General features: G+C 31.2%; 30 protein-coding genes. 5 read left to right on the top strand and 25 right to left on the bottom strand.

What is annotated here, in order from left to right:
• Positions 1-8: 8 nt before the first annotated feature.
• From CLCOS_RS04720 to CLCOS_RS04650, 15 genes are all read right to left on the bottom strand, one after another.
• On the bottom strand, positions 9-890 hold the full coding sequence (locus CLCOS_RS04720; protein WP_023162343.1) for a methylenetetrahydrofolate reductase: 882 nt from the start codon (positions 888-890) through the stop codon (positions 9-11).
• A 23-nt stretch (positions 891-913) separates the two neighbouring features.
• On the bottom strand, positions 914-1,564 hold the full coding sequence (locus tag CLCOS_RS04715; protein ID WP_063600849.1) for a methylenetetrahydrofolate reductase C-terminal domain-containing protein: 651 nt from the start codon (positions 1,562-1,564) through the stop codon (positions 914-916).
• A 27-nt stretch (positions 1,565-1,591) separates the two neighbouring features.
• The gene (locus CLCOS_RS04710; protein WP_063600848.1) at positions 1,592-2,446 is read right to left on the bottom strand and encodes a bifunctional 5,10-methylenetetrahydrofolate dehydrogenase/5,10-methenyltetrahydrofolate cyclohydrolase; all 855 of its coding nucleotides are present in this window, start codon (positions 2,444-2,446) and stop codon (positions 1,592-1,594) included.
• Between the two features lie 102 nt (positions 2,447-2,548).
• Positions 2,549-3,181 (bottom strand): cyclodeaminase/cyclohydrolase family protein, encoded by a 633-nt coding sequence (locus CLCOS_RS04705; protein ID WP_063600847.1) that lies wholly within the window; start codon positions 3,179-3,181, stop codon positions 2,549-2,551.
• Positions 3,182-3,202: 21 nt separating this feature from the next.
• The gene (locus tag CLCOS_RS04700) at positions 3,203-4,879 is read right to left on the bottom strand and encodes a formate--tetrahydrofolate ligase (RefSeq protein ID WP_063600846.1); all 1,677 of its coding nucleotides are present in this window, start codon (positions 4,877-4,879) and stop codon (positions 3,203-3,205) included.
• Positions 4,880-5,656 (bottom strand): AAA family ATPase, encoded by a 777-nt coding sequence (locus CLCOS_RS04695; protein ID WP_175413145.1) that lies wholly within the window; start codon positions 5,654-5,656, stop codon positions 4,880-4,882.
• Positions 5,657-5,954: 298 nt separating this feature from the next.
• Complete coding sequence (gene cooS / locus CLCOS_RS04690) at positions 5,955-7,850, bottom strand: anaerobic carbon-monoxide dehydrogenase catalytic subunit (protein WP_065080044.1); 1,896 nt, start codon at positions 7,848-7,850, stop codon at positions 5,955-5,957.
• Positions 7,851-8,394: 544 nt separating this feature from the next.
• The gene (locus CLCOS_RS04685; protein ID WP_063600843.1) at positions 8,395-8,805 is read right to left on the bottom strand and encodes a universal stress protein; all 411 of its coding nucleotides are present in this window, start codon (positions 8,803-8,805) and stop codon (positions 8,395-8,397) included.
• Positions 8,806-8,972: 167 nt separating this feature from the next.
• Positions 8,973-9,302, bottom strand: coding sequence for a FlxA-like family protein (locus CLCOS_RS04680; protein ID WP_063600842.1), 330 nt, complete (start codon positions 9,300-9,302; stop codon positions 8,973-8,975).
• Between the two features lie 163 nt (positions 9,303-9,465).
• A complete protein-coding gene (locus CLCOS_RS04675; protein WP_063600841.1) occupies positions 9,466-9,813 on the bottom strand; it encodes a NifB/NifX family molybdenum-iron cluster-binding protein in 348 nt (115 codons plus the stop codon).
• An 87-nt stretch (positions 9,814-9,900) separates the two neighbouring features.
• The gene (locus CLCOS_RS04670) at positions 9,901-10,356 is read right to left on the bottom strand and encodes a DUF134 domain-containing protein (RefSeq protein WP_063600840.1); all 456 of its coding nucleotides are present in this window, start codon (positions 10,354-10,356) and stop codon (positions 9,901-9,903) included.
• Between the two features lie 31 nt (positions 10,357-10,387).
• Positions 10,388-10,555, bottom strand: coding sequence for a hypothetical protein (locus CLCOS_RS04665; RefSeq protein WP_242866903.1), 168 nt, complete (start codon positions 10,553-10,555; stop codon positions 10,388-10,390).
• Positions 10,556-10,674: 119 nt separating this feature from the next.
• A complete protein-coding gene (locus tag CLCOS_RS04660) occupies positions 10,675-11,505 on the bottom strand; it encodes an Mrp/NBP35 family ATP-binding protein (protein ID WP_063600839.1) in 831 nt (276 codons plus the stop codon).
• Positions 11,506-11,616: 111 nt separating this feature from the next.
• A complete protein-coding gene (locus tag CLCOS_RS04655; protein ID WP_063600838.1) occupies positions 11,617-11,838 on the bottom strand; it encodes a hypothetical protein in 222 nt (73 codons plus the stop codon).
• A 103-nt stretch (positions 11,839-11,941) separates the two neighbouring features.
• On the bottom strand, positions 11,942-12,814 hold the full coding sequence (locus tag CLCOS_RS04650; RefSeq protein ID WP_063600837.1) for a LysR family transcriptional regulator: 873 nt from the start codon (positions 12,812-12,814) through the stop codon (positions 11,942-11,944).
• A 107-nt stretch (positions 12,815-12,921) separates the two neighbouring features.
• Here CLCOS_RS04650 and CLCOS_RS04645 point away from each other — a divergent pair, with 107 nt between their 5' ends.
• Together CLCOS_RS04645 and CLCOS_RS04640 are read left to right on the top strand one after the other, a co-directional pair.
• On the top strand, positions 12,922-13,917 hold the full coding sequence (locus CLCOS_RS04645; RefSeq protein WP_063600836.1) for a YeiH family protein: 996 nt from the start codon (positions 12,922-12,924) through the stop codon (positions 13,915-13,917).
• A 296-nt stretch (positions 13,918-14,213) separates the two neighbouring features.
• Entirely contained in the window at positions 14,214-15,074 is an 861-nt protein-coding gene (locus CLCOS_RS04640; RefSeq protein ID WP_063600835.1) for a 4Fe-4S binding protein, read from the top strand.
• A gap of 92 nt (positions 15,075-15,166) precedes the next feature.
• On the opposite strand, the gene CLCOS_RS04635 is transcribed toward CLCOS_RS04640, so the two are convergent.
• From CLCOS_RS04635 to CLCOS_RS22315, 7 genes are all read right to left on the bottom strand, one after another.
• Positions 15,167-16,087 (bottom strand): SufB/SufD family protein, encoded by a 921-nt coding sequence (locus CLCOS_RS04635; protein ID WP_063600834.1) that lies wholly within the window; start codon positions 16,085-16,087, stop codon positions 15,167-15,169.
• A complete protein-coding gene (locus tag CLCOS_RS04630) occupies positions 16,088-16,819 on the bottom strand; it encodes an ABC transporter ATP-binding protein (RefSeq protein ID WP_063600833.1) in 732 nt (243 codons plus the stop codon). It lies immediately after the preceding gene.
• Positions 16,820-17,099: 280 nt separating this feature from the next.
• Positions 17,100-17,516: an MOSC domain-containing protein gene (locus tag CLCOS_RS04625; protein ID WP_063600832.1), complete on the bottom strand. Its 417-nt coding sequence runs from the start codon at positions 17,514-17,516 to the stop codon at positions 17,100-17,102.
• Between the two features lie 245 nt (positions 17,517-17,761).
• Positions 17,762-18,580, bottom strand: a complete 819-nt coding sequence (locus tag CLCOS_RS04620; protein ID WP_063600831.1) for a class I SAM-dependent methyltransferase — start codon at positions 18,578-18,580, stop codon at positions 17,762-17,764.
• A 5-nt stretch (positions 18,581-18,585) separates the two neighbouring features.
• A complete protein-coding gene (gene modD / locus CLCOS_RS04615; protein ID WP_063600830.1) occupies positions 18,586-19,449 on the bottom strand; it encodes a ModD protein in 864 nt (287 codons plus the stop codon).
• 361 nt (positions 19,450-19,810) lie between these two features.
• Entirely contained in the window at positions 19,811-21,265 is a 1,455-nt protein-coding gene (locus CLCOS_RS04610) for a hypothetical protein (RefSeq protein ID WP_063600829.1), read from the bottom strand.
• A 187-nt stretch (positions 21,266-21,452) separates the two neighbouring features.
• A complete protein-coding gene (locus tag CLCOS_RS22315) occupies positions 21,453-21,620 on the bottom strand; it encodes a hypothetical protein (RefSeq protein WP_192847892.1) in 168 nt (55 codons plus the stop codon).
• Between the two features lie 161 nt (positions 21,621-21,781).
• Between CLCOS_RS22315 and CLCOS_RS22310 the strand changes: the two genes are divergently transcribed.
• Together CLCOS_RS22310 and CLCOS_RS04605 are read left to right on the top strand one after the other, a co-directional pair.
• Entirely contained in the window at positions 21,782-21,928 is a 147-nt protein-coding gene (locus CLCOS_RS22310; protein WP_023162362.1) for a hypothetical protein, read from the top strand.
• Positions 21,925-22,530 carry an HDIG domain-containing metalloprotein gene (locus CLCOS_RS04605; RefSeq protein WP_063600828.1) on the top strand — a complete coding sequence of 202 codons (606 nt, stop codon included), beginning with the start codon at positions 21,925-21,927 and terminating at the stop codon, positions 22,528-22,530. Before CLCOS_RS22310 ends, CLCOS_RS04605 begins: the two co-directional genes overlap by 4 nt.
• A 196-nt stretch (positions 22,531-22,726) precedes the next feature.
• On the opposite strand, the gene CLCOS_RS04600 is transcribed toward CLCOS_RS04605, so the two are convergent.
• A complete protein-coding gene (locus tag CLCOS_RS04600; protein ID WP_063600827.1) occupies positions 22,727-23,728 on the bottom strand; it encodes a hypothetical protein in 1,002 nt (333 codons plus the stop codon).
• Positions 23,729-23,805: 77 nt separating this feature from the next.
• Positions 23,806-24,357: an AAA family ATPase gene (locus tag CLCOS_RS04595; RefSeq protein WP_063600826.1), complete on the bottom strand. Its 552-nt coding sequence runs from the start codon at positions 24,355-24,357 to the stop codon at positions 23,806-23,808.
• 30 nt (positions 24,358-24,387) lie between these two features.
• Between CLCOS_RS04595 and CLCOS_RS21360 the strand changes: the two genes are divergently transcribed.
• Positions 24,388-24,630: a tyrosine-type recombinase/integrase gene (locus CLCOS_RS21360; protein WP_082853524.1), complete on the top strand. Its 243-nt coding sequence runs from the start codon at positions 24,388-24,390 to the stop codon at positions 24,628-24,630.
• A 622-nt stretch (positions 24,631-25,252) separates the two neighbouring features.
• On the opposite strand, the gene CLCOS_RS04590 is transcribed toward CLCOS_RS21360, so the two are convergent.
• Positions 25,253-25,627, bottom strand: coding sequence for a hypothetical protein (locus CLCOS_RS04590; protein WP_063600825.1), 375 nt, complete (start codon positions 25,625-25,627; stop codon positions 25,253-25,255).
• Between the last annotated feature and the right edge of the window lie 230 nt (positions 25,628-25,857).

Below are 25,857 nucleotides of genomic sequence, written 5' to 3'. Positions count from 1 at the left end.
CTATATTTTTATAATCCTGCTTCGTCCAATATTAATGGCACATTTTCTTCCGCACCAATTGCCATTATATGAACTCCATCGCAAAGCCCTGATTCTTTTACGGCCTTTATAAATTCTCCTGCTATCTTTATGCCTTCTTGAACTTTATCCTCAGCATTCTTCATTCTATCTATAAGTTCATCAGGTACGAATATACCAGGTACGTTTTTATTCATGTATTTAGCCATACCAGCTGACTTTAAAGGTATTATGCCTACCATAACTTTAGCATCTACACCTTGGGCTTTAGTCTCTTCTTTGAATTTCTTTAAAGTTTCCATATCATAAACAGCTTGAGTTTGAAAGAATTTAGCTCCAGCTTTAATTTTCTTCTTCATCTTTATAACTTGAAGCTCTAACGGATCATATCTAGGTGTAACACAAGCCCCTAAAAAGAAATCTGGTTTCCCTTTTAAATCAGTTCCACCCATGTCTTTTCCACCATTTAAAATGCTTGCCACCTGTAATATTCCAACACTATCTAGATCATAAACTGGTTTTGCACCAGGGTGATCTCCTGTAGCAGTATAATCTCCAGTAAGAGCTAAAACATTTTCAATTCCAAAAACACCTGCAGATAACAATTCTCCTTGAATTGCTATTCTGTTTCTATCTCTTCCTGTTATTTGAAATACAGGTTCTAATCCTGCATCTTTTAACACTTTACAAGTAGCTAAAGATGTAGCTTTTAACGTAGCAGACTGAAAATCCGTTACATTAACTCCCTGAACTCTTCCTTTTATCTTTTTGGCACATTCAATTAAATGAGAAAGATCCGTTCCCTTTGGAGGTGCCATTTCAGCTGTAATTGCAAACTCTCCCTTTTCAAAAGCTTCCTTCAATAAGCTCATTTTTTTAATCCCCCTTCTGATTATTACTTAGCATTTAAATTTATTTTTCTAGGATGAGCACTTATTTGATAATCTCTTGGCTTTCTTAATTCTGTCAAATTATCGAGCTGTCCTAGTTCTTTTAATTTATTGTATATTAATATCCAAGCACAATCATTTTCAGGATCAACTTCACATTTACCATCTCTTGCACCACCACAAGGTCCATTCAAAAGTCCCTTTGCACACATTGTAATTGGACATATTCCCCCTGTCCATCCAAGCTGGCAATTTCCACAAGCTTTACAAGCTTCTGCATATTGTCCAACTCTTTCTACTTCACCTATAAACATAGTGTTATTACCTGGATAAACGGGAACCTTTACTAACTTGGCCACAGTTTGAGTTCCATCACCACAAGCTAGGGATACTACTGCATCTGCTTCTTTTAATTCAGCTTTTAAGGACTTTAAATCTTTTCTTGTTTTTAAAAGATTGCAGGAAGGATCAAGTATTTTATATCCTAAAACTTTTTTGCCTTGTTCTTCTAACTTGGCTTTCATTGCTAATACTTCTTCTTCTCCGCCTACTTTACAAGTAGTTGCGCATAAAGAACATCCTGTGATTATTACTTTTTCACTGTCTTTAAGGTAATCCAATAATTCATCAAAAGATTTTTTTTCTGAAATAATCATATTTATTCCTCCATTTATTTCACAGGTTTATAGGTTATTTTGTAACTTACATGCTTTTACAATATGCTGTGCAAGTATAGATGACGTAACTGAGCCTACTCCTTTAGGAACTGGCGTTATCATTGAAGCTTTTGATTCACAGTCTTCTGTATCTACATCTCCACATAACTTTCCACTTTCATCTACATTTATGCCTACATCTATAACTACGGCACCATCTTTTACATATTTTGAATCTATCATTTTAGCTTTTCCTATGCCTACTACCAGTATGTCTGCCTGGGAACAAACCTTTGGCATATCAGTAGTTTTTGAATGGCATACGGTAACTGTAGCATTTTCATTTAAGAGCAGCATGCACGCTGGTTTTCCAACTACCATAGATCTTCCTACTATAACTGCATTTTTTCCCTTCATAGGAACTTTATAATGCTTAAGGATTTCTATAACCGCAGATGGTGTACAAGGTGCAAATCCTGTTGTATCTTTTTCCATCAATTTAGCAACATTTACAGGACTAAAGCAATCTACATCTTTCTCAGGGGCAATTATATACTTTATAACACTTTCATCTAATTGCTTAGGAAATGGTCTGAATACCATTATTGCATTTACAGTCTTGTCCGCATTTATTTTTTTCAATTCTTCAATAAACTTGTCTTGTGATATATCTGCTGGTAGCTCTTTAACAACTGCCTCTATTCCAATTTTTTCGCACTTTTTTAGAGCTCCTTTTTCATAAGCAAGGTCACTTCCGTTTGCTCCAACTCTTACTAATGTAAGCTTTGGAGTAATACCCTTTACCTTTAAATCATTAACTTCTTTAGTTAAAGCTTCACTTATAGCATCTGCCACTGGTTTACCTTTAATTATTTGACCCATACTTATATCTCCTTCATATTAAAATTAGCTATCTATACCATACTAAACTAATTTACAAGTGCCTCCGGAAGAAACCCAAGTTTCCTCCGGAGAATAATAATTTTATTTGGAAAGTGCACTAACTACTTTTTCATATACCTTATCTGCAATCTTAATGCCTTCTTCAACTAAAGGTTCCGTCTCTGCTTTTACCTTTTTAACATATTCCTGATCTTTAATGGAATTAATGTTGATTATGACATTAAGCTGTGCTCCAATAATAGCAGCTCTTAGACACTGAACTCCTACACCAACATCACTTATTGCAAGTTTGGAGCAGTTATCTACAAGTGCCTCGTGGAGTTTTATTGCTTCATAAGCTTGTTTAACAATACTTACTGGAACACTGCATGCTTGTTTTAGACACTTTTCTAGAGTCTCTTCTTTTATTTTTTTCTGCTCTTCAGTGTCTTTTGGCATTCCATAAGCCTTTGAAAGAGGCAGAAAGCATTCTGCATCTGCATCCATCATCTTTAAAAGCTCTGCTTGAAGCTCATTAGATCTTTTAAGTATGCCTTTTACCTTTTCATCATACTGTGCATACTTTTTCTTTCCTATTGTAAGGTTACATACCATGCCTCCAAGTGCCATTCCTATAGCACCTGTAATAGCTGATCCTCCGCCTCCACCAGGAGTTGCAGCTTTAGATGCAAGAACTTCTATAAAATCTGTGCAACTTTTATCTGCTAATTTCATATTGTTTCCTCCTAAATGTTTTTAGAATAATCCGCTTATTACTCCATTTTCATCTACATCTATTTTTTCAGCAGATGGAACTTTTCCAAGACCTGGCATCTTCATTATTGAACCAGTTACTGCAACTACAAAACCTGCTCCAGCAGAAATTGTAACCTGTCTTACTGTAATATTAAATCCTGTTGGTCTTCCAAGTTTAGTTTGGTCATCAGTTAAGGAGTATTGGGTCTTTGCTATACATACTGGTGTTTTACCAAATCCTAATTTTTCAAGCTCATCAATTTCTTTATCTGCCTGATTTGTGAAAGTAACATCATCAGCACCATATATCTTCTGAGCTACTGCTCTTATTTTATCTCTGATTGGTAACTTTTCATCATAAGCAAACTGGAAGTCATTTTTCTCTTCTTTTATAAGTCTAAGCACTTCTTTGGCAACTTCTAATCCACCTTCGCCGCCTTTAGCCCAAACTTCTGATAATCTTACATTTACACCTAATTCTTTACATTTATCTTCTACTAATTTTAATTCTGCCTGTGTATCTGTAGGGAATGCATTTAATGCAACTACTGCTGGTAATTTATATACCTTAGTTATATTCTCTACATGCTTTAATAAATTTGGAAGTCCTTTTTCAAGAGCTCCTAAGTTTTCATTATTTAAATCAGCCTTTGGAACTCCGCCATTATATTTCAATGCTCTAACTGTAGCAACTATTATTACTGCATCTGGTTTTAATCCTGCCATTCTGCACTTGATATCTAAGAATTTTTCAGCACCTAGGTCAGCACCGAAACCTGCCTCCGTAACTACATAATCACCAAAGTGAAGAGCCATTCTAGTAGCCATTATTGAGTTACAACCATGAGCTATATTTGCAAATGGTCCGCCGTGTACAAATGCTGGTGTTCCTTCAAGAGTTTGGACTAGATTTGGTTTTAATGCATCTTTAAGAAGTGCTGCCATAGCTCCTTCAGCTTTTAAATCATGAGCTGTTACAGGCTTGCCATCTCTAGTGTATCCTACAACTATTTTAGCAATTCTGTTCTTTAAATCAATTATGTCACTTGATAAACAGAATATAGCCATTATTTCTGAAGCAACTGTTATATCAAATCCATCTTCTCTAGGTGTACCATTGGCTTTTCCACCTAATCCATCAACTACAAACCTGAGCTGTCTGTCGTTCATGTCTACACATCTTCTCCAAGCAATTCTTCTTGGGTCTATGTTAAGTTTATTGCCTTGATATATATGATTATCTATCATTGCTGCAAGTAAATTGTTAGCAGCAGTGAGTGCATGTATATCACCTGTAAAGTGTAGGTTTATGTCTTCCATAGGTACTACTTGAGCATATCCACCTCCGGCAGCTCCACCTTTTATACCAAATACAGGTCCCATAGATGGTTCTCTAAGTGCAACAACAACAGATTTTCCCATTCTATTTAATGCATCTGCTACACCTATTGCTGTAGTAGTTTTTCCTTCTCCAGCAGGTGTTGGGTTTATAGCTGTACATAATATAAGTTTTCCATTCTTACCAGGTGTAGTCTTTAACAAGTTGTAATTTACCTTTGCTTTGTATTTACCATACAATTCAATATCATCTTCGGAAATATTTAATTTCTTTGCAATTTCCTTAATGTCCTTCATTGTGCATTCTTGAGCTATTTCGATGTCTGATTTATAAGTCATTTAAAAAACCCCCATTTCTAATTTTTGTTTTATATTTTTTACCTCCTTAACAGTTTCCTCATTGGAATCGTAAGGAGATTGATTGACTCTATCAGAACTTCCAACTGTGTCACTATAATGTATAAATCCAAGACATTCTTTTTCATCTACATTTTCCAATACAAATTCTTCGTCTGCTTTATTTCTAATTTTATTTGCTACCACAAATATCTTTTCTATTCCTATATCCTTCGCTAATTTTTTCACATGCTTGAACGTCTGTATACTTCTTATTCCAGGTTCTACAACAACAATAAATACATCTACACCTTGTGCTGTTCCCCTTCCTAAATGTTCAATACCTGCTTCCATATCCATTATGACGATATCTTTGTTTTGGAGCATTAAATGTGACGTGAGTTTTTTTAGCAAAACATTTTCTGGGCAGAAACAACCTGTTCCACCTGTATCAACTGTTCCCATAGTTAAAAGTCTTACACCTTTGTATTCCTTACAATATCTTTCTGGTATATCATCAACTTTAGGATTTATTTTAAACATTTTTCCAAAGGATCCTGGAGTAGAATTTGTTCTTTCTGCTACTAACTTTTTCATTTCTGAAATTGGAACAATCTCATCTGCTATCTCTTTTGGAAATCCTAATGCTAATGCCAAATTGGGATCAGGATCTGCATCCACAGCTAAAACATTATATCCTTCTTCTGCATATATTTTACTCATTATCGCTGAAAATGTAGTTTTACCTACACCACCTTTACCTGTTATAGCCATTTTCATTTTCATATGTAGTCCCTCCCATTTTGAACAACCATTTTATCTAATTTATTTAAAATACAAATTTAATATATACTTTTATCTACAAATATATTCCCTTATAATTTATGTATTTGTAGATAAATTATAAATTTTATTCTACATTATACCATCTATAAATTAAAATTCTTCTCAAAATGATATGTAATCTTGGCTTCATATCATTTTGAGAATATATTTTTATATCATATTGAGCCATGCAAAATTAAACTTAGCTTTTAAGCCATTTTAATTTTGGCATGGCAATTGCTTGTCTTTATTATTAGATACCTAATTTTTTACGTTTTTCATTCATTCTATTTACAATTTGTTCAACTGCTTTTTTAGGATCTGTTTCTATAAAGAATTTTGCTCCTACCCAATCTTCCATCTTATTAGTAAGAATGTCAACAACTTCTGGACCACCTGTTACTGGAGGTGCTACTCCAAGCCAAGTATCTATACCTGAAGTTACTACATAAGTACCTATTGCTACAGCTTTTTCTGACATCCATTCTGGTGCTACACCTGCAACTGGAAGGTCACTCATATCGGTTCCAAGAAGATTAGCTACTCTTCCAACTAAGTCTAATATACGGCTTATATCAACACATGAGCCCATATGAAGTACTGGTGGTATGTCTACAAGCTTACATACAGTAGCTAGTCCTGGTCCTGCATATTTTTCTGCTGCTTCTTTTTGCAATAAGCCATATTTTGCTGCTGCCTGAGCTGCACAGCCTGTAACAACAACAATTACATCATTTTTTATTAATCCCTTTATAGTTTCAATGTGTGCAGAATCTTGTACAACTTTAGGATTGTTACAACCAACTACAGCTGCAGCACCTCTTAATACTCCTGATGTTAAAACATCTGCTAAAGGTTTTACAGTTTGCATTGGTCCTATTTGTGTATTTACAACCTTGTCTAACTTATTTATAATTTCTTCAACACTATATCCTACAATTCCCTTTGATTTCAATTGAGGAATCATTACTTTGCTTTGATCTCTATTTTTAAAGTTTAATATTGCTTCTTTTAAAATCTGTTTAGCAGAATCAAGTGGGTGTTCTTCATCAAATTCCATATAAATTGAATCTGTGATGTGTGACTTTGGTGAAGTTGTTATAAACTTAGTATGATATGACTTGGACAATTTTGCTAGTGCTGGCATAATACATTGTACATCAACTATAAGTCCATCTACTGCTCCTGTAACTACAGCCAATTCCTGCTGCATAAAGTTTCCTGCTATTTTGATGCCATGTCTCATGGTAGCTTCATTTCCAGTACAGCACATTCCACATAAGTTTATTCCATCAGCACCTTGTGCTTTAGCAAGTTCAATTAGTTCTGGATCTGATGCTGCTTCTACTATCATTTCTGAAAGAAGTGGTTCATGTCCATGTAAAACTACATTTACAGAATTCTTTTCAAGTACTCCAAGATTTGCTTCTGTATCAACGGAATGAGGTGTTCCAAACATTATATCACTGAATTCTGTTCCCATGAATGAACCCATCCATCCATCAGTTAGTGAACATCTCATAGACATTTTAATCATAGCTTCTGCATCTGCATTACATCCTATGTGTGTTGAATGCATAATTGCAGCTATTTCTCTATCAACTGCTCTAGGATATATTCCTAATTTTCTCCATATTTCTTTTCTCTTTTCTGGTAAAGAAAGTGGTAAATAAACTTCTCCAAGCTGTCTACCATAATTACTTAATCCTTCTTTTGCTACATCATGAGCTACATCATATATGTCTCTTCCCTCAGTTTCAACATTAAAGCTCTTTGCAACTTCTTTCAATTTATCTTCATCTTTAACTTTTATATCTCCATCTTTACTAGTATGATACAAACTAAGTGCTATACTTCTACCATGATCTGAGTGTGCTGCAGTACCACCTGCAACCATTCTTGCAAAATTTCTAGATACAATTACATCTGCTGTCGCACCACATATACCTCTTTCTACACCTTTTCCTGGCACTGGACTTACTCTACATGGGCCCATACTACAATTTCTACAGCAAACTCCTGCTGATCCAAATCCACACTGTACCTTCATGTCTGCTTTTCTATCCCAAACTGTTTCGACCCCATCTTGTTTTGCCTTGTCCAATAATTGTAAAGTAGCCTGATCAATTGACTTTGCTTTTTCTTCCATTTTAATAATTCCCTCCTTAAAGAAATAACTTCAATTTTTGTTGTAATTACTTCTTAAAATAACTTAATTTTACCTAAAACCCTATTTTTTTATTTTAATTAATTGTAATAAATACAATTATAATTATAACCTTTTTACTACATAAAATAAATATATTTACTATAAAAAATGTTAAAAAATAAACATCCATTTAAGTATAATCTTGGTTATTGATATTATTAATAAATTATTTGTGAATTTAACGAGAAAATAAATATTATTATTTGAAATATGCAATTGCGTGTGACATATTTTGGTTTTTTTAGCGCTACATGGATGCAAATAAATTAAGAAACGTTTACAATATTACTATACAACTTCTTCAATTACATATTACCATAATAATGTACAACTTGAAAAGGATTTTTTTAAAAAAATTGAAAAAATTTTTTAACTTTTTTCAGGCAAATTGCCACCATTTAAGTCCAGTATTTAAAAAATATCTATACTAGTTTGGTATATATTTAACAAACATCTGTCAATTTACTCCAACTACTAAATTAAACTATTCTGGAACTATTATGACTATCTTTGGTGAATTTTTAACAACCTTACTAGTAACAGAACCAACCATCCTAGCTAATCCCTTTTTAGTAGATTTAGTCATTATTATAATGTCGAAATTATCCTGCGAGGCTTTTTTTAATATTTCATCTCCAGCATAGCCAAAATCAAAAAACTTGTTTACCGTATATCCTTGAAGTTCTTTTTCTGCCCTTTCTAAAACAACCTCTCCTGTTTCACGTGCTCTATCAACCTTATCCGTAATCACCATATCATTTACTATAACTATTTCTGAAATATTCATGAGTGTAACTTCCACTTCATCTTTCTTAAACATTTTTTTCAATAGATCAAGAGAATGCATACTCCTGTCAGTCCCATCTAAAGGTATTAATATTTTAGTTTTTGCCATATCATACACCTCTTTCTATACCTTAGTAAATATTTATATTTATCTTATTCTATATTAGAACTCATCTTTCCTGCTTTTATAAAACTTTATTTAAATTTATTAATTATGAACATTAAAGTTCTGGTAAGCTCCAGAACTTTAATAAATGTAAAATATAACTTTTTAAATTAGGCAAACGTATCAAGTATATTATCACTGAAAGTATTTTTAACACCAGTGTCATTTTTCACTGATTTTACTTGCTGGTTATCGGTTTGTGCCGTTTTTTGTGATTGGCTTTGTTGAATCTGTGACTGAATTTGTTCCAGTTGTGCTTCAAGTTCTTTAATCTTTGCCTGTTTTGTCTTTTCATCATCCTTACTTGAATTTTCCTGCTGTATCTGCTGCTGGATAGATTGTTCCCCTTTTTCAAGCTCGCTTACATCACTGCTGCTTGAAACCGAACTTGAAACTGAAATTGAAGCTTTTGATATAGAAGAAATTGATGAAATACTCATTTTAACACCTTCTAAGAATTTTGTTATTTATATCTCTTCCTTAGATAAGTTTAATATGGTAACATTAATTTTTTCTTAAAAAGTCTCTAAACAAAAAAATCAACTTATACTTCGGATATTTTTACGTATAAGTTGATTTTTCGTTTAAAAACTCTATTTTTGTTTAGTGCTCGCAGTGATGATTGCAAAGCTCATTTTTATCTTCTAATTTTCCATCAATATAACTTTGAACAACATCCCTGTATTCTCCAGATGCCCCTTTTATTACTTTAAGGCCGCACTGCTGCAATCCCATCAAAGCTCCTCCGCCAATACCCCCAGTTATTACTAAGTCAACATTATGTTTTACTAGTAAATTTGCAAGTCCCTCATGTTGATGAGCTAACTGAACTGTAGATACTTCTTCAACATTTCCAATTTTATTGTTCTCAACATCCACAATTACAAAACTCTGACTCATACCAAAATGTTGGTTAACCATATTTCCGTTATTAGGTAATGCTATTTTCATAAACTTTCCCTCCATTTTTGTCATATGCTATTTTCATTATAACATTTTTAATCTTATTTGCAACACTTTCAAATAGTTTTTCCATAATTAGACGTTATTATCATTTTTCATATTTCTACACCATTTTTTACAAAATTTCGCCTTTTTATTACATATAACTTCTTCTGATCCGCAATTAGGACACGTATACCTATCCTGCTCATATTTTATTTCATATACATTTCCGCAATTTAAGCATTTAAATTTGCAGTAGTTTGTTGTATAGTTTCCCCCATTTATTCTTATAGCGTTCCCTTCCGTTAAAGCAACGGCCACTTTTTTTCTGGCACTATCTATGATATTTTGGAAGGTTTGCCTGGATACCTGCATTTTTTTCGCACACTCTTCTTGATTCAATTCTTCAATATCCTTTAACCTCATAGCTTCTAATTCTTCTACTTTTAAAACTGTTTCATCAATTTCACACTTACGTTTTCCCAAAGGTACAAAATAAGTATTTTCCGGGAAAAACTCTACTCTTCTAAATTTTGTTGGTCTTGGCATTTTAACTCCTCCCTGCATTTACTACATAATCCTATAAACAGAGTTCTAAGTCATTTTCTGCTTCTATTTTTTTATTTAGTCCCAGATAATCAAAGTTTGAACTTTGACTATCTATATCAATTATACTATTACAATTAAAACATTTAAAATGCATATACAGGGGCTTTCTACTAAACACTTCCATTTCATAGTAACTCATTCCATATCCTTTTTAAACTATTTTATTTAAATCAATTCCATCAGGATATGCCTAAAAATCTACCCATAGTTACGAAAGCGTTTACGGGTAATTTATAATTCATTTATAAGTATTTGTCTTTATTTTTCTAAACTCTTCATTACGTTATCAACGATAGGATAAAAAACTTTTTCAAGGTCTTCATCTTCATCTTTATATGTAGGGTCTGATAAATTACCTACGCTATTTAAGACAGGAATTTCTCCCAAAAAATTCAAATTCATTTCTTCTAAAAACTTAGTTGTACTTTCTCCATTAAATAGTTTTATTTTTTTACCGCAATCCGGGCAAGTTATGTAACTCATATTTTCAATAACACCTAATACATCAATATCAATTGCCCTTGCCATATTTACAGCTTTTGAAACTATCATTGAAACTAAATCCTGAGGAACAGATACCATAACTATTCCATTTATAGGAATAGACTGCATAACTGTCAGTGCGACATCACTTGTTCCTGGAGGCATATCAATAACTAAATAATCAAGTTCTCCCCATAGTACATCTGTCCAAAATTGTTTAACTACACCCCCAATCATCGGTCCTCTCCAAATGACAGGATCATTTTCATTGTCCACTAATAAATTTAGAGACATAACCTTTATACCATCATCTGTATCTACAGGATGCATTAGTTCTCCATCTGAAATAACTTTTTTATCTTTTAGTCCAACAAGCCTTGGTACACTTGGGCCTGTTATATCTGCATCTAAGATTCCTGTACTATATCCCAGTTCCTTTAAACGTTTTGCAATAAGAACTGAAATTGAAGATTTTCCTACTCCACCTTTTCCACTCATAACACCAATAATTTTTTTTACTTTGTTTAAAGGATTATTTTCAATCATGCATTTCTGCTTATCCTTATCACATCCCCCATTAGATGGGCATGAATTACATTCTGACATGAAATCATCTCCTAAATTTATAATTAGCATTTGCTACTTATATAATAACTCCATTTATAATTATTATCAAATGCCAATTATAATAATCATTTTTCCATTTAAAACAAAATATCAATCACAGCGCTTTTTTCGCAATAATTCTTCTAACTCATTAATGCGTTTATTTATTTGTTCTATTTCTGCTTCATATTTTCCTACTGTAGCACTAGATAAATGAATGCCTCTCTGTCCTAGTACAAGTGATCTTTCTTCTTCTATATCTTCAAGAGAGTCTTTAAATTCTGCAAGTTTTTTTTCTAATTCAGGAATACTCATTTTTTCAAAATCATACATTATAATCTACACTCCTTTTTATTATTAGTATCCTGCACAATATCACAATCATTAATTCACGATTACTGCTTTCCCAACTAAATGAAATTCATTGTTATCTTTACTACTTTATTGTACATAAATCTATAAAACGTTTCATTGTCTCTGTTAAATATTTGTTTTTGTGATATATGATTTTAAACTTTCTCTTAAATTTAATACCTTTAACAGGTATTTCGCAAAGGGTACCAGAGGATAATTCATTTATCACTGAATTTCTAGAAATAACTGACACTCCTAATCCTTCTGCAACTGCAATTTTTATAGTATCAGTATTGTTACATATCCAGGAAGCCTTCCATGTTAATTCATTTTCTATCATTTTATCTTCAAATGTCTTACGAGTTCCACTTCCTTTTTCACGAATAATAAATTTTTCTTTTTGAAGTTCGCAAGGTTCCACATAAGGAAGTTTTGCAAATCTGTGGCAAGCTCCACAAATAAGTATCAATTCATCATCCATAAATGGTTTGTTTAAAATATCCAAATTTGTCGTTTCTCCTTCTACAAGACCTATGTCAATTTCATCGTGAAGAAGCATTTTTTCAATTTTTGTAGTATTTTCTTCATACACTTGTATATCAGTTTCTGGATATACTTTTTGAAAATGTGAAACAAATTTAGGTAAAACATAAGCTCCAACAGTAACACTTGCGCCAATGCGGATAGAACCATTTTCATGCAAAGTTTTTATATCATTTTCTAATTCTGTATTTAATTTGATAATATACCTAGCATAACTCATCAGTTTTTCTCCTGCCTGAGTCAGATAAAGTTTTCTTGAAAGCCGTTCAAAAAGTCGTATACCATAGTGACTTTCAAGTTCAGAAATTGCCTGACTAACTGCTGACTGAGACATAAAAAGTGTTTCAGAAGCCTTAGTCATATTCATTTTGTCACATACAGCAACAAATATTTTAAAATGTCTTAAAGTCATAATATTCTCCTTACACATTAGTATATACTTATTACATTAATTAAATAATAATATTTTACTTATATAATGTCAAGGTGTATTATGAATTGCAGATAGGGGGAGATCTTATGAAAACAATAACTAATAAAGTATCAGGAATTATACTTGCACTAATTATAGCTATTCCAGCATGGCTACTTGGAAATGCTTTTCCTATTATAGGAAGCCCTGTGCTTGGAATTTTATTTGGAATGGTTTTAGCATTTTGGAAAAGGCCAAACTGTTTTAACGAAGGTATAACCTATACTGCAAAAAAATTACTACAATACTCCATTATCCTTATGGGTTTTGGCATGAATCTTTTTAATGTTTTTAAAGTAGGAAAACAAACAATTTTTTTAATGACTTTCACACTAACAGCAACATTTATTACTGCTTATATTATAGGTAAATTATTAAAGATAAATGGGAAAACGGCAACCTTAATTGGCGTTGGTTCTTCCATATGTGGTGGTTCAGCTATTGCAGCAACAGCTCCTGTTATTAACGCAAATGAGCAAGAAGTTGCCCATTCTATATCAACCATATTTCTTTTTAATGCCATTGCAGCCTTTTTATTTCCATTTCTCGGACATTTATTTGGCATGAGTAATCAATGCTTTGGTCTTTGGGCTGGAACAGCTGTTAACGATACTTCATCTGTAGTAGCCACTGGTTATTCCTACAGCAATGCAGCAGGCAATCTTGCAGTCATAGTAAAACTTACAAGAACCCTGGCTATTGTTCCAATTACATTGGTGCTAGCTTTTTACACTTCTAAGAAGGAAGCTAAAAATAAAGAAGGATCTTACAGTCTAGGTAAGATATTTCCTTGGTTCGTACTTGGTTTTGTAACTGCATCAGTAATTACCACATTTATTCCACTACCAGCTGTACTTACTACATTTTTATCACAAGCAGGAAAATTTATTATTGTAATGGCAATGGTATCTGTAGGATTAAATACCAATATTGTAAAACTTGTAAAAAATGGTTTGAGTCCAATTTTATTAGGCTTTATATGCTGGATAGTTTTAGCACTTACTTCACTTGGCGTTCAACATTTCATAATGGGAATTTTTTAAGTATATGTCAGTAAATATTTATAACTCAACTTTCGCACATATAAAACTTTGATTTAATATAAAAACTTTGTGACGCAAAGTTTTTGAGAGGACAGAGGACAGTGAAGGATGATCTTTGTCCTTATATTCTTCCAAATATATATTTCCTTATTTAGTCACAAGTGATATTATGAAAACAAGTAATATTGATAAATAAAACACAAATATAAAGCATTTCTTGTTGAGAATATGGATTTTCTTATTATAGCAAACTTATTAAAAATTAATGATAACTTTAAAGGAGATGTATAATTAATATGGTTAGTGCAAAAAGACAAAAAGAAATGAAATCATTAGGATTTTTATTACAAAATGACAAAGAACATTATTCTGTCAGATTTTTAAGTAAAGCCGGCAATTTTACAGTAGAAGAATTAAACAACATTAATAAAATTGCGGAAAAATATGGACGAGGGTATTCAGGACTTACAACAAGACTTCAAATTGAAGTTCCATGGATCAAGGATGAAGATGCAGAAAAAGTAATTCAAGAAGCTAAAGCTTTAGGTCTACGCCATGGTGGTACAGGCCAAAAAGTAAGACCTTTAGTTTCCTGTAAGGGAACTGTATGCCTACATGGTAATATTGACACCCAAGCAATTTGCAGAGAATTAGACCGCAAATATTTTGGAACTGATACTCCACATAAATGTAAAATAGGAATAGTTGGGTGTGCTAATAACTGTGGAAAAGCTAATATAAATGATATCGGAGTTATGGGAAGATGTGTACCTAAATTTAATTCGGATAATTGTGTTGGCTGTGGAGTTTGTGTAACAAATTGCCGACAAAAAGCATTACAGTTAGTAGACAAAAAAATAGTTCATAATAAAAATTTATGTGTAGAATGTGGTGAATGTGTACGAGTATGCAACAGTAATGCTGTTACTGCTAAAGAAAAAGGTGCAGAAATATTTGTTGGTGGAAGATTCGGAAGAGGAATGAGAATTGGAGACTCACTTGGGAAAATATTCAAAGAAGAAGAAATAGTATCAGTTGTAGATACCATTATGGAGTATTATAGACAAATTGGCAATAAAGGTGAAAGAATTTCAGGAGTTATGGATAGGATTGGAAAAGAGAAATTTATAGCTGATGTGTTAAACAAAATTGATTAATTATTCTACATAATAATTAGTGAAATCATAAAGCATGTTAAGAATATCTTTAAAAAAGGATATTCTTAACATGCTATTTTTACATCTTTCGGCTATTTAAGAAATCCTTTTAATATAGTATCTTCAGCTTCTTTTTCTGAAAGTCCTAATGACATAAGTTTTATAAGCTGATCACTGGCAATTTTTCCTATAGCAGCTTCATGTATAAGTTGTGAGTCTGAATGAAATGCTGATATTCTAGGTATAGATTGTACCGTTGCTTCATCCATTATTATGGAATCACATTGAATATGACCCCTGCATCTCTCATATCCAGACATATTTAAATGAAATAGTTGTTTTGACTTGTCTCGTGCTACAGAACGAGAAATTATTCGTGCAGAAGAATCTCTTCCTACCATTTCCACATTTATCTTAGACTCTGCATCTTGATTTTTATATGTAAGAAGTCTCTCTGATACTACAGCTCTAGCATTTTTGTGAAGTTTTATTTCTGTATCCCTTTTAGTACTGCTTACTCCTTTTATTTGGACTAGCTCTAATTCAGCAAATCCTCCTTCTTCAACTTCTATTATCGTTTTAGGATTCAATATTCTCTCACCATTCCCACTGCCTTCTCCAAAATGTCTCTCTACATATTTTATGCGAGCACCTTTCCTGACAAAGAATTCATGGACTCCATCATGCTGGGACTTTTTCTCACCTGGATTATGTATACCACAACCTGCCACTATAAGTACATCTGACCCTTCACCAATTTCAAAAGTGTTATACACAATATCATTTAACCCTTCTTGTGTTAAAATTACAGGTATATGTACACTTTCACCTTTAGTACCAGGTTTTACTATTATGTCTATACCCGGCTTATCTTTTTTTGTAACTATATCTATATTGGCTGTAGTATTTCTTGCAACCTTTTCTCCATTTCTTCTTATATTATAAGCACCAATTGGCAATTCATGAAGTCCTGACATTTGACTTAACATACTTTTATCCAATTCATCCAACATCTAAAAAGTACCTCCTTTTTGACAAACCTCGCCGCATTTACAATTATCATTCTTTTTTATTTTATCAAGTATATTCTCTTTTGAAGTTATTTCTTTAATTTGACCATCTGCAAGTATGATAACCTCATCTGCTAAATTTAAAATTCTCTCTTGGTGAGATATTATAATTATAGCTGTTTCTTTCTTTTTATTCATATCTTCAAAAGTCTCAACTAACTTTTTAAAACTCCATAAATCTATTCCTGCTTCAGGCTCATCAAACAATGCAACTTTGAGGTTTCTAGCAAGTATAGTTGCTATTTCTATTCTCTTAAGTTCACCACCAGAAAGGCTTGAATCAACATCCCTATTTATATAATCTTGAGCACAAAGTCCTACGTCCTGAAGTAATTTACATGTATTTACCTTATTATCCCCTGCAGCTAGGTTTAGCAATTGATTTACTTTTATACCTTTAAATCTTGCAGGCTGTTGGAATGCAAATCCTATACCCTTTTTAGCTCTCTCGGTAATATCTAAATCTGCGATATTTTCTCCATCTAATAATATATCTCCCGAAGAAGCTTTATATATTCCCATTATTGTTTTGGCTAAAGATGATTTACCACCACCATTTGGGCCAGTAATTACATATATTTTATTCTTTTCAAACTTTAAGTTTATATCTTTTAAAATATTGATTTTTCCATTATCATTTTTTATTTCAAGACATAAATTTTTTAATTCTAACATCTATCTAATCCTCCTTATTATATTAAAATTATTTTCGTGCTCTATGTATAATTATAGCATATGCTAATTATATATCAATTTCAACTTAAAAATATTACGAAGCAATTAATTCATAATGCACAATTAAGGGTAATTTTCTTCCATTAAAACTTTAGAAAATCTAAAATTAATCTTAATACGTAAAAATGCATATAAAAAAAAATGATATTGTTCTTATTATAATCAATATCATTTTAGTAAAATATATGTTTTATTTTGAGAATGCCTTATCATTATAAAACTAAATAACTTCTACAGGATCACCAACATTTATTCTTCCACCTTTAACTACTATACCAAATCTACCTTCCCTACTAACTATATAAGGTCTGCCATATTCTTTGTATTTATCTTTTCCTATATAAAGTATTTTAATTACAACTTCTCCAATTCGAATTGAACTATCAACGCCAAGATTGTTAAGAGGAATACCTGATATAGTGATATTTTCAGTAAATCCACCTTTTTTTACTTCCTCAATTTTATCAGAAGGAACCTTTTCCAAAGCCTCTACAGGTAATATACTTATCTGCCTATCCCAATTTCCTACATGTGCATCCCCCTCAATACCAAATTTTTCAATGACATTAACTGAGGGAACTTGAACTTTTTCAGTTCCTCTTTTTTCACTAATATTTAAAGACACTACTTTTCCCATTAAACTCTGCCCCCATATTTAAATTTTTATTTAATATGTTTTACATAGTATTTAATTTGATACTTCTTATCTAAATTATCTTAAACAGTATATGTTTTGTTTACCTATATATAACAATATCAAAAAAATTCTAACAAATCAATTAATTTCAGCTAAAAATAAGCTTATATTGTGATTATAGGAACATCTATAATCACAATATAAGCTTATTTTTTGTTTATACATGAATTATTTATACATCACTGCTACTTTTTCCAACAAAACCATGCCACTTTAGAAGTTATCTTTTCTTCTACAATCCCATTTATTGCTTTGCTTTCTATGTAATCTCTAATTAAAACTTTATGTTTTTCTGTTAGAGACTTTTTTCTTCCAAAATTAAGTAAACATTTTTTGTAAAATTGATCTACAGTCTGACTTTTACTCCAATCTGAATCTACATAAGTTATCTTTGGATAATAGCCCATATTCCATAGTATATTAAGGGCACTGTACATTTTATTCCCATAGGGCTTATCATTATGGCATCCTAAAATTATCTCAGAAATCTCATTTTTTAAGCTATCTTTTCTCTCTACAAATCCACTTAAAAAATACAAGTTTGTGCCACAATCAATCATTTTTATAAGATCCTCACAGCTATCTACAGCTGGTGTCATAGATGCAAAAACCAAATCAAATTTTTCTTTCCATCTAAATTCTTCTAAGTTTAAGTCTGGCCATGCCTTTTTTACAAATTTTACATTATTTCTGCACTTTGCTTTTAAATTTTTTTGGGCATATTCCAACATATTTTCAGAAATATCTACTGCAGTAACACATTCAGATATTTCCGAAAACTTTCTAGAATAAAATCCTGTACCGCATCCTATATCCAATACGTTCTTAAATTTATTATTTTTACTTGCTTCAATAAATTCTAGTATAGAGATAAAATCTCTACTCTCTTTTTCCTCTATATCTTTGCTATTAAACTCTTCAGCCTTTTGATCCCAAAATTTTTCTTCCATATCATATGATTTCTTTGAAATACTCCATAAATTAGAAAAAAAGCTTATGTCCATTCTTTTTACCACCTTTGTGTATATTCTTCAATAGGTTCTATTTTGCATCCTATATCAATAGGTTTTGCATAATAAACACAGGTTGTTACAACAGCATCAATTCCTGTTTCAACATAATCTTCAATATTGCTTTCATTAATTCCACCAGCAGCTAATATAACCATAGATGGACTAATATTTCTTAGAATACTTATATTTTCCTTTAACTTATTGCATGGAACCTTATCAAATTGAATTCCATCAATTCCATTTTTACAAAGTTCAACTGCATCTTTTAGTGAATCAACTTCAGCTATTACTTTTTTTTCACAAACCTTACCTTTAATTTTCTTAATCATCTTAGCTAATTCATGGATACCACCTAAAAAATTTAAATGCTGTTTAAAAATCAGTATAGTCTCCGATAATCCTAATCTATGAGGAAATCCTCCCCCTGAAACAACTGCTTTTATAGCTAATTCTTTAGTACCAGGTATATTTTTTCTTGTAGTTATAACAGAAATATCTGAATTTATATTAGCTGCCTTATCAACTAATTTCTTTGTTTTAGTAGCAATGCCAGAACTGTAGTCAATAATATTTTGACAGATTTTCCATGCCATATGTAAGTCACTAGCACTGCCCTTTCCTTCAAGAAAAACCTCATTTTTATTTACTAAACTGCCAGAAGATTTTATTTTTGTCAATTCTATATTTAATTTATGAAATATTCTCGCAGCTTCTTCCGTTCCGCATATCACTGCCTCTTCCCTTGAAAAAAATTGTATCTTGCCTTTTTTATTACCAATTTCTAAAACTAAAGTAGTTAAGTCAATATAAGGAACATCTTCTTTAATGAATTTGTCAATGAGTTCATCTGAAATATACATTTGTAACGTCTCCCCTCTGTTAAAACATTTTAATCATAGACCATGACCTATAAAATCTTCCATATACTTTGATTTAGGATGATTAAATATTTCACCAGCAGTGCCTATTGGTAAAATTACAACAGATCTTTCAAAACAATTTCATTATAAAAATAAATAAAACTAATTAATACTAAATTTAATTAATTACTATTATTGATTTTTATCCACTTATGTTAATTGTATCAAAAACATAATACTAAATCAATTATGTTCAATATCTGTGTTAATAGAAAATAGTCCATACTTTAACTTAAAATATGAACCATTTTATGTGTACTTTAAATGAAATTTGATCTATATATAAAATTTTTTTAAAGCTTCATTTCTGTGTATAATCTTTGTAATCCGGTTTAAACCACTTTATAGATATACTTACTTTACCTGTTTCATCCTTAGGATTTACTTTTAAATCATAATTATCTATCTTAGATTTATTTATTAATAACACTGTATTTTTAGGATTATCACAATAAAAAGTAATTCCTCTTATAGCATCAATTGTAGGAATGCATCTTCCAAATATAGGATCATTTATGGAAGTTATGTTAATATAAGTTTTGCCATTTTGAGTTAATTTCTGATAGGTTAAGTACTTATGTATATCAGCATAGTTTAAAACTCTGGAAGTCTTCGCAACAAGTATTTTATTGTTGTCCTGGTATTCTTTTAATAGTCTCAGTGAGCTTATATTATCTTGTGTAAATAAATCTTCTGTGTCAATACCCAAGTGTTGTGCCACTATACTGTACTGTTTATTATTTACTATACTGTCAAGATTGGCTTTCGTGAGCTGTTTGTGAATATATTTTGGAGTCCAGATCCAATCTATTTTATTATTTACTAAATCATTTGTATACCTATGAAATCCCCACACTTTTTTCCCATCTCTCAATGAAATTTCATAGAGTGGATAATTGTGTCCAAATTTGTGATCTGACCATGAATTCCAAACATATTTAATACCACTTTTTAAAGTTATATCTGTATGATAGTAAGGTGATTTAGGGTTGTCCCCTTGTTGATAACTCATAAAATTTCCAGTACCATATGCACCAAAATTTTGTTTATTAGCTTTATTACCATGGTTTATCCATACCGTTTGTTTTAAGTTTGCAGAATTCAAAACGTTCCATGCATTTTCAGCCAAATTTCTATTAAAAAGAGTACCTCTTTGATTTTCAGTTGAAAAATCTCCAAAAGTATGGATACAGTCTATCCATCCTGACTTAATATAGTGAGTTATCTCATCAGCATTATGTTTTTCAGTTTGACTCGTCCCATTGAAAAATGTCATTATGCTTTTCACATTATGCCTTCCATGAACATCAACTACAGAGTTGCTGTTATCACCCATATACATCCAAAATGAATCTCCAATATCTAATCCTAGTCCTTGCCCATATGATGTCTCAGATTTGGTATTTAAAAACTTGTGATACGTTTTAAATTCCTCCAATGTTCCATCATCAATATCAGAACATATTGCAAGCATAGAACTGTAAGGGTATGGAAACTTCCTCAAATCTTTATTCTGGGAATCAGTAGTTTCAGGAATTGAATTTAATGCATTTTTAGGTATAGCATCCTGAGTTTTTTTAGTTTTATGGGAATTTGCAGAAGCTGATACTTCTACAGAATTAGTCAATTTTTTTTGAAGGTGAAATTTATAGCTGCAAAAAGAAGTCACTATAATTACTAGTGTAAAACAAATTAAAGTTGTAGTCTTAAATTTTTTATTTTTCTTAATTCTTTTTGTTCTTCTTGATCTTGGCATAAGTCACATCCTCATATAAATTATTTGTTAATAAAAAGAGTACTATGTCTCTTTTCATTTTTCATAATTATCAAATTTAGTCTACATTATGTTAAAAATCCTATATAAGTATAAACTTTGCCAATCTGTATGTCAAACATTTAATACTTTCCTATATTGTGGAATATACTGAAGATAGTCAACTAATTTATTTAGAAGAATTGTTCCAACACCTTCCACATCTTAAACAAGCTTTAGTAGAATAATCATTACAATATCCAGACTTACTCTGCTTAAATTCTTTTTCCACTTTTATTATTCTTTTTAACCAACTTTCTTTATTTGTGTCTTTAAGTTTTAATTTCATAAGGTCCATAATTTAACCCTCCCTAAACATCACTAATTATCATATTGAATATAAGCATTATATTATAAAACACCTATATAATCTGTGATAAATGTTACCCTCTTTTCTAAAGGTTTGATATTAGAATAAATATTTTTCATATTGGAATACTGATTAGAGAGGTGAAAGATATGTCTAAAAGTAAAAAAAATGAAAACATAAAATCCAAAAACGTACAAGAAAAACTAAGCAATGCCGTTAATTCTACTCATAGTGATAACCAAAATGAAAATCATAACACAAAAAAAGAAGCATTAGGCTCAAACACTAAGAGATGATGAACTTGAATAGATTGTACCTCAATATTGAGTATCACTTGCTGAATGATTCGAAACCATCAGATTATTTAAAAGGACTCTATAATGATCCATTATTTCAGCAGTATCCCTTTGATATGCTCTACAAATTGAATATTACGAAGCAATCTCCAAAATACCACCCAGAAGGTACTGTTTGGAATCATACTCTACTTGTAGTAGACGAAGCAGCAAATGTAAAATCAAAAAGTAAAAATCAAAAAGTATTTATGTGGGCATCACTGCTTCATGATATTGGGAAACCTTCTACCACCAGGGACAGAAAGGGTAAAATAACTTCCTATGACCATGATAAGGTTGGAGCAGCTCTATCAAAAGAATTTTTGCTATTTTTTACACAAGATAAAGACTTCATTGAAGAAGTTTGTGAGCTTATCAGATACCATATGCAAATACTCTTTGTAGTAAATAATTTGCCCTTTGCAGACATACAGGGTATGAAAGAGCACACAGATATCCATGAAGTGGCTTTACTTGGCTTATGCGATAGAATTGGAAGATTAAATAGCGATAGAAAAAAAGAGAATCATACCCTTCATCAGTTTCTCCAAAAATGCAAATAAATTTACTTTTTTAATGTGTTATTTCAAATAAAAAAGCCGTAAAGTTTTTATTTGCTCCCCTTAAAGTAGACAGATTAAAAAATAAAAGTCTGTTTATGGATAAGGGAGCATATTAATATCTCCAATACGGTCTTTTATAAAATTATTTGCTGCAAATCAATAAATCTTTTATGTATTCCTAAATTTAAACTGTTTATTAGTGTGATCCTTTACTATTATTATTACTACCAGAACCAGCATTAGCGGTATTAATATCTGTTGAATCTGGCTGAATATATGGCAATGTATAACTTACATTCACATCTTCACCATTAAATGTTACTGTATAGAGTAAATTTTGATCACTATATCCTGTACCATTTGTAAAGTTGGTGCTTAAAGATTTAGAGAAGAATTGACCATTAATTTTATAAGTTAAAATATAATTTTCCTGAACATTTCCTCCGTTAGCATCATTTCCAATCCATCTAGAACTAATACTGATAGGTTCTACTAAAACATCACTTACAACCGGAATTGGTGCTGCTGGTGCAGTAAATGTAAAGTCTTGTGAATAGTCTGGTGACCTACCATCCTTTGCAGTATAAGTATAGGTTGTTGAAGGATCTATTGATATAGATTCTTGATTTTCTTCAATTTGACCATTACTTAGGTTCTTAATAAGAGTGAAACTCAAATTATATTTATTATCTGACCAATTCCAATCAGAATCAACTACCGGTTTTATCTCAAAACTTTTAATATTTACAGGTGGTATTTGGTTACCTACATTAGCAGGTCCACCATCATACGTTGGATCTTCCCCTAGAATTGAAACCGAGCCTTCGCCAGAAACAGTTCCTGTTACTCCTTTAGAAGTTTTTGTTCCATCATCCCAAACTTTTATTAAGTCATAAGAATAGGGATATTGATTTTGATTTCTGTCATAAGCTCCAAAAGTAAAATTGCTATACTCAAAACTATTAACATAAGCTACATGAATATTTTGTTTTTGATCACTGGCAGATGTATGAGTTTGTCCAGCTGTTTTTCCATTTTTATAAATTGTTTTTGCACTAAGTGTATAATTTACATTGCCTTTAAATGCAGATGGATCTACTTTAACAGAATAAGTATAAGTTTTGTCGGCAACATTTGTAACTGTGATATTACTATCAGAAATAGGACTTCCACCAGGATCTATAACGGTAAATACCAAGTGAGGTCCATCAATAATATGTAGATAATATTTTTTACGTCACATAATATAAATAATCTGTACTACAAATTACTAATTCATAAAGAATCCTGCTTCAAATATTCATGGACTATTATTTCAGCATTCTTATTTAAATCTTCATCTCCATTTAGTTGAAGTACTTTACATGGTAACGAATTAGCCCATTGTACATGTGTGCGCATACATGGAGAACCATCTGTATCATATCTTGCTGAATTATCAAGAAAACGGCAATGTTCTTCATACATATCGCCACCTTTCATAATTCTCTCCCCATATACTTCATATTCTCTCTTATTAATTCGGGAAATTCTAGTATCGATGGATGCGGTAATATGTATCGCTAAATCAAATAATGGAACAAATGGTGGATTAAAGCTATCCATTGATCCTGCCATCACGAAATGAGTTCCTTTTGATATATCCGTCATTAATCTGTTGATTTTTTCCTCATGAGTATACATAACAGTAAAAGGTTTATCTGTATCTTTTCTCCAAATATAATCGTCTATATCAAAATACGGAAAATCAAACTTTTTTGCAACCAATTTTCCCAATGTTGTTTTTCCAGAACCAGATGAACCAAAAATAATAATTCCTCTTGCCATTTCTTTTAACCTCCTTAACCAAATTATAATTTGTATGAACATTCTTATATACTAAATCATAGAGATAGAGCATTATTTATATTAGTACTTGAAACAGGTTTGAGGATAGTCGAAGTAGTAGCCCTTAAGTGGTCTGACATAGATTTTGAAAATAATGAGCTTAAAGTTCAAAGAACTTTTAAAAGAGTATCTAAAATTAATATAGAAAATCCAGCGGAAAATAAAACTGCAATACTAGCAGTTGATAGAATTAATCATTTATTTGCCCTATAGTTTTAGGGCACTTTTTTTATTTGTGTTTATATATTTTTTCTGGGTTGTGTTATTTCATATAAAAAATGCTTTCACGAAATCGTGAAAGCATTGATATCTGGCAGGGGTAGTAGGTCTCGAACCTACAACCTACGGTGTAATAGAATGGACATTATATTAAAATTACACAAGGTTATAAACCTTTATATATCAATGCTCTTCAGACATAGCTTGTCCTTCTAATAAAACCTAAATGCATTACTTTTCTCCCCCGGTTGTGTTACGGTTGTGTTACAGATTTGAGTGCAAATCTCTATAATTTTCTGGAATATAGTTACATAATTTACTCCACTATATGGGCTTACATATAAGATAATTGGATAAGTTTTTCTGCTTCATCTCTGAAATATTTTTTTAACTTACCTATATTTTTTATAATGTGATCATTTCTCACACCTTAGAGAATAACTCCATACTCAGATAAAAAACTGACCATATCTTCATAAATTATTTGAATTGTGACGTAAAAATACCATAAAATTCAGTTTTGAATAATACGGTATTTTAGTGAATCATTCTGATAATTAATTATTAGAATTTATCTATATTATAAATTTAACTACTTAAAACCCTTATTTCAAGGCTATATTATTAATTTTATAACAATTTCATTGTATTCATTTAGCAATATATCATTATTATTGCTAATTGCAGAATGTATTTCATCAAGATTTGAAAATAGTTCTATAAGATAGTTTCTAACCTCACCAATTTCATCAGTATAAATTCTACTCTTACAACTTATATCTAACTTTGACTTAATGTTTTTGATTATACTACTTGTTACCTTAATTCTCTTACCACAATTAGATTGATGCCTTAAATAGCTACTAGCACATTCTTGCAAATTAAGTGCATTTTTTATTTCCTTACATATATCTGTTATATTGTTTATATGATCTTGTAAAATATTTGAATAATATTCCCCCAAAACGGGTAAAACTATTGACCTATCCATGATGATCCCCCTATTCTATTTTATAGCATAATTATAATATATTTTTATTATTTCTGTCTAATGTAGAAAACAACTCAATTTTTAGTACTGTATTATTTAGTTATCAACGAATCATGACTTACTTCACAGCCGCCAATGAAAATAGAAACATCCTACAATTCAAATGTTTGCAATGTACATATGTGGACATAATTTCATATTGGCAGGGCTAAGTCTGAATGTTCTTTGGA

The sequence above is a fragment of the Clostridium coskatii genome, from assembly GCF_001675205.1.
GTDB classification, from domain to species: Bacteria; Bacillota; Clostridia; order Clostridiales; family Clostridiaceae; genus Clostridium_B; species Clostridium_B ljungdahlii.
This window is presented reverse-complemented; position numbering and strand designations above follow the sequence as displayed.